Origin of the sequence: Streptococcus pluranimalium, assembly GCF_047785745.1 — a bacterium.
GTDB classification, from domain to species: Bacteria; Bacillota; Bacilli; order Lactobacillales; family Streptococcaceae; genus Streptococcus; species Streptococcus pluranimalium_B.
Genome location: NZ_JBLOJT010000122.1, coordinates 1 through 4,671 on the forward strand (window position 1 = coordinate 1; position 4,671 = coordinate 4,671).

Annotated in this window: 4 protein-coding genes; all 4 read right to left on the reverse strand. The window is 35.8% G+C overall.

Annotated elements, in window-relative coordinates:
- Nucleotides 1-16 precede the first annotated feature (16 nt).
- Nucleotides 17-1,015: an NAD(P)-dependent oxidoreductase gene (locus ACMZ6U_RS09380; protein WP_416108192.1), complete on the reverse strand. Its 999-nt coding sequence runs from the start codon at nt 1,013-1,015 to the stop codon at nt 17-19.
- Nucleotides 1,016-1,065: 50 nt separating this feature from the next.
- Entirely contained in the window at nt 1,066-2,106 is a 1,041-nt protein-coding gene (locus ACMZ6U_RS09385; RefSeq protein WP_416108193.1) for an AEC family transporter, read from the reverse strand.
- Between the two features lie 177 nt (nt 2,107-2,283).
- Nucleotides 2,284-3,006: a response regulator gene (locus ACMZ6U_RS09390; RefSeq protein WP_416108194.1), complete on the reverse strand. Its 723-nt coding sequence runs from the start codon at nt 3,004-3,006 to the stop codon at nt 2,284-2,286.
- On the reverse strand, nt 2,999-4,462 hold the full coding sequence (locus tag ACMZ6U_RS09395; protein ID WP_416108195.1) for a Spo0B domain-containing protein: 1,464 nt from the start codon (nt 4,460-4,462) through the stop codon (nt 2,999-3,001). Before ACMZ6U_RS09395 ends, ACMZ6U_RS09390 begins: the two co-directional genes overlap by 8 nt.
- Between the last annotated feature and the right edge of the window lie 209 nt (nt 4,463-4,671).

Genomic DNA, 4,671 nt, shown 5'->3' on the forward strand with positions numbered 1-4,671 from the left:
TCTACTCGATTATCGTTTACTTCACTTCGTTGCTAACTTTTCCTTCTGTTAAATATTCATTAAAGTTATCGAAGCTAATTTCAACCATATTACGTAAGGCCTCATCTGTATTTGAGCCAACATGGGGAGTTAAAATTACCTTTGGATATAAGGCTAATAATTTTTGAACAGAGTCATCTTTGATGTCTGTTAGGTTCTCAAATTTCTTAAAGAAAGTCTCGCTTTCGTTAGGTAAAACATCTGCTCCAAATCCATATAACTGACCGGATTTAATGGCTTCGGCAACATCGTGGTTATTTTGTAAGTTTCCACGTGCAGTATTAATGATAATCGCATCTCCTTTTGTTTTAGCAATGAAATCAGCATTAATCATTTCATCGTTTTCACCCGCAATATAAGGCACATGAATCGAGATAATATCGGATTGACGGATCAGATCTTCTTGATCTTCGACAAATTCAATGACTTCTTTGGCTTGATCCGATTGGAAAATATCGTAACCAATAACTTTTGCTCCCATACCTTTATACATTTTGGCTTCTTCTAAACCAATACGTCCTGTCCCGATAATTCCTACCGTACAGTTGCGCGCTTCACGACTAAACATTTGCGGTGTCACACGGAAATCCCCTCGTGCACTTTTATGCGCAGTATATTGCACATTACGTAATAAAGTTACTCCCATAGCAAATGCTAATTCAGCTACTGAATTTGGTGAATAACCCGGCACACGTGCAATCACTTGGCCAAATTCTTTTGCAGCCGCTAAGTCGATGTGGTCAAACCCGACTGTACGGGTAAAGACCATTTCGATACCGTAACCTTTCATTTGTTCTAAGTTTTGACGATCAGCCACACAGTTTCCGCGTAGTAAAACAGCATCATGCCCTTTTGCTGTTTCAATATTATCATGCGTTAATAACTCCGATAATAACGTTAATTCGTAATCGTATTTATTTAACGCATTAAAGGTTTCCACTTCATTTGGACGGACACCATAACATACGACTTTCATGAATAGATTCTCCTTTTCTTTTTTCGTTTTTTAACTTTTTATAGATACCTTTAGATTAAGCCACCTTGCATCAACATTTGTAAAATGATTAACCAAACTGGAATCGCAATAACGGCCATTAATGTTGAAACTAGTGAGCTATTTGATGCCAATACGGGTTCTTTATCGAATCCAATCGCATAGTTAACGGCTACTGTTGCAGGAGGAGTTGCCATCATTACAACAGTTGTCGCAATCGCGATGTAACCCATTTGAGATAAACCAATCGCATTGAATACTAAGATTAATGCAATATTAAGCAATGGCACCACAATTTGTTTGACAGCTGAATAATACCATACACGAGAGTCTTTTGCGGCTTCTTTAAATGAAATACCACCTAAAGTTGATCCAATCGCTAACCATGCTAATGGCGAAGATAAACTTCCTAAATAAGTCATTGGTTTATTCAGCCATGGTGCTGTCATATCTAAACGTAAGAAGGCATAGCTTTCTCCCTCTACCATCACTTGTGGTAATGAATCTTGGAAGACCCAAATTAAAAGACCTGCAAAAGTAAAGATGATAACTGGGTTTAAGAAGATTTGTTTCAAGTTGTCTTTGTCAAATTCTAATCCACTCATTTGTAAGTAACAGAAAGAGTAAAGTAAGACACGGTAACCAATGTTGAAGATATTCGCATAAATAACCCCTTCATCACCAAACACCGCAGAAATAATTGGAATACCGAAGAAAGTGGTTGATCCAAAGATCGCTAAATTACTCAATACCATTTTGGTTACACCTTGATATTTCGCAAAAATGGGTTTTGTTAAGAAAATTAAAATAATAAGGAATAAGTGCCCCCAAATCAAGATGTCCATACTTTGACGTAATTGCGCGTAATCAACGTCTTTCATAAAGGCATTAAACGCTAAACACGGAATCGCCAAACGTAAAACCACACCGGACAATACTTTACTTGTATTTTCATTGAAGATGCCTTTAACGCGACAATAGTAACCTAATAAAATAATAAATACAGTTGATGCAATCGCACTTAGGAAATCCATATTTGTGAAAGTCATCATAATCGTGTCTAAAATGTTCATTAATTTCACCTCTAAAATAATTTGAGAACCTGCTAGCTCGTTCTTCATCTATGATATTACAGTATAGTGATAACATTCACAATATTATTTAAGTTTTTTAAGTTTTTTAAAAAATTGACAACTAATCCCCTTTTCCCACTTTAAACAGTCGATCCAACAAAAAAGCTGAGGATCTCCTCAGCTTTTTTTTATTTTATCCTTTAGATGGTAGACACTATATGGCCGACCGTTTTTTTGATAAACGATTTCTTCAGCTAATCGGTTATCACTCACTAAATAATTCACATAATGTCTAACCGTCACATGTGATAAATTAGTGTCTCGCGTTAATTCATTAATTGTAAATGTTGAGGGATACGTCGTAATCACTTGAAAAATATGATGTAATGTTTTATACGAAATCCCTTTCTCTAGCTTATCTTTATCAAGTTTAGGCAACGTGGTTTTATCGATGGGTGTCATTTCTTTTTGGTACTGTTGATCAATTTGCCTTTGTGTCATAGACTCTATCGTTCGTTCTTTTTTTAAACGATAATTGTCTAAACTTTGTTTTAATCGTTCGTAACTAAATGGCTTCAAAACATAATCCATCGCTCCTAAGTTATAGGCTTTTTGGATGGCTTGGTTACTATCATTAGCAGAAATAACAATAACATCTACATCGGGATACTTTTGTTTGATTATCCCGACAAAAGGAATGGCATAAACCCCATCTGTTAATTTATCATCAATCATTACAAGCTTTATGGTTTCTTTATACTGTTCCAATTGGTTAAACGCTTCTTCCATATTACTTGCCATAGCTTGTACACTGAACTGATCGATTTTTTCAATATATTGCCGATTAATTTCACATACCATCGGATCATCTTCAATCAATAAAACAGAATATTTACTCATCAGATGCCTCCTTATATGTCTGAGTATAACGAATTTCATTTTTTACAATTTTAACCCCTGTGGCTTGAAGGCGTGATTCAAATACGCAATCCGTCATCAAATCAATAAGCAACTGATCATGTTTCTCATACAAAGTCGCCTTAACTCGCGTCACAGGTTGGCTACATATAAAATTGGTGATAATATATAGCGTCTTATTCCAAAGCACTGTATTATCAATTGACATCCGATCACTAATTTCACCTGAAACGATCAATTGAAAGGCGATATCTTTTTGCTTTAAACGCTCTGCCATGTCCATCAAGGTTCCTGCAATTGCTACATTATTTATTAATAATAATATTTTATTTACTTCACTTGTTTCATTAGCTAATAATTGGCTCAAATAACGTTTTAACTCCTTGTAATTTTCCAACTCACTCAAACCATAAATGGCATGTAGCTTATTTAAATAATCATGGTGATACTCCCGAATAATTTGGGCATAACGGGCAGTGGCATCCATTGAGCGCATGGTTTGTTCAATTTCCTCCACATTTTTTATGATATAAAAATCTCCAACATTCTCTTCTTTGACAATAATGGGCGACTTTGATACCAACCAGCGGGTATGATTCAGCTCTTGAATGCTCGTTCCATAATCACTTTGAGATAATTTTGGTAGCGCTACTGACAAGACCTCTGACTTTTCGATAGAAATGGTTTCTTTGACATAACGGTTTCGAAGGGTGACCGTTTGATCTTCGGAGGTGGCAATCATCCCCTCAAAAGAATTTTCAAGCATTGCATTACGTTCTTGTAAATGACGGGCAATCTCCCGGGGCTCCATATCAAACATTTGCTTTTTTAATGCCCGAGAGACAAAATAGGAAATCCCAATCCCTAAAGTAATTGCTAGTAATACCATGATCGTTAAAATAATCACCGATTCAACAATATGACGATAGTAGGTGTCAATCATTGTCCCTAAACTCACAACTCCTATCACGTCTTGCGTTCCAGGCTCAAAAACCGGAATATATGCCCGAATGGATCGCCCCATTGTACCGCTACCTATGTTAGTTGATACTTTACCAGCTAAGGCATCGTGATAATCATTATCCCCGATATAGGACAACCCAATAAGTGCTTTATTAGGGTGGGTTAACCGTGTTAAGTCTGGGGTAAAAAGGACGACATAGTCTAAATCATTAACCGCCTCAACCCGTGAAGCATATGTGACTAAACGTTCTGTCGATTCTTCTTGCTGCAAACTGTAAACCACATGCTCATTATTTGCAATGGTCTCTCCTATTTGTGTTAACCGTACTCGATATTCATTATCCAATTGTTGATATAAATACCAGTTAAACATGCCATATAAGCTAAGCGCAATAAATACAATGACAAAGGAAATACTTAATAAAATTTTTGTAAAAATTCGAGCATTCTCCCAAGACTCTCGTATGCGATTCATCCCCCACCTCTTTTTTCTTTTTTATAAATAAATGGACTGACTTCTTTTATTATACCCTAATTTGATTCCTAAATGAAAGAAACTAAATAATAGAAGAAGCCTGATTTAACAGAGGTTCCCTCCGTTAAATCAGGCTATAAAATAAAAATTATGGGTTTGAACGGTTCTGTTGCAAAGTTTTCCAAAAAATCTATTTTAACGTAAAATTT

Excerpts from the sequence above, each read along its gene's own strand:
- ACMZ6U_RS09385 (WP_416108193.1), bottom strand. The coding sequence starts at position 2,106 with ATGAACATTTTAGACACGATTATGATGACTTTCACAAATATGGATTTC.
- ACMZ6U_RS09380 (WP_416108192.1), bottom strand. The coding sequence starts at position 1,015 with ATGAAAGTCGTATGTTATGGTGTCCGTCCAAATGAAGTGGAAACCTTT.
- ACMZ6U_RS09395 (WP_416108195.1), bottom strand. The coding sequence starts at position 4,462 with ATGAATCGCATACGAGAGTCTTGGGAGAATGCTCGAATTTTTACAAAA.
- ACMZ6U_RS09390 (WP_416108194.1), bottom strand. The coding sequence starts at position 3,006 with ATGAGTAAATATTCTGTTTTATTGATTGAAGATGATCCGATGGTATGT.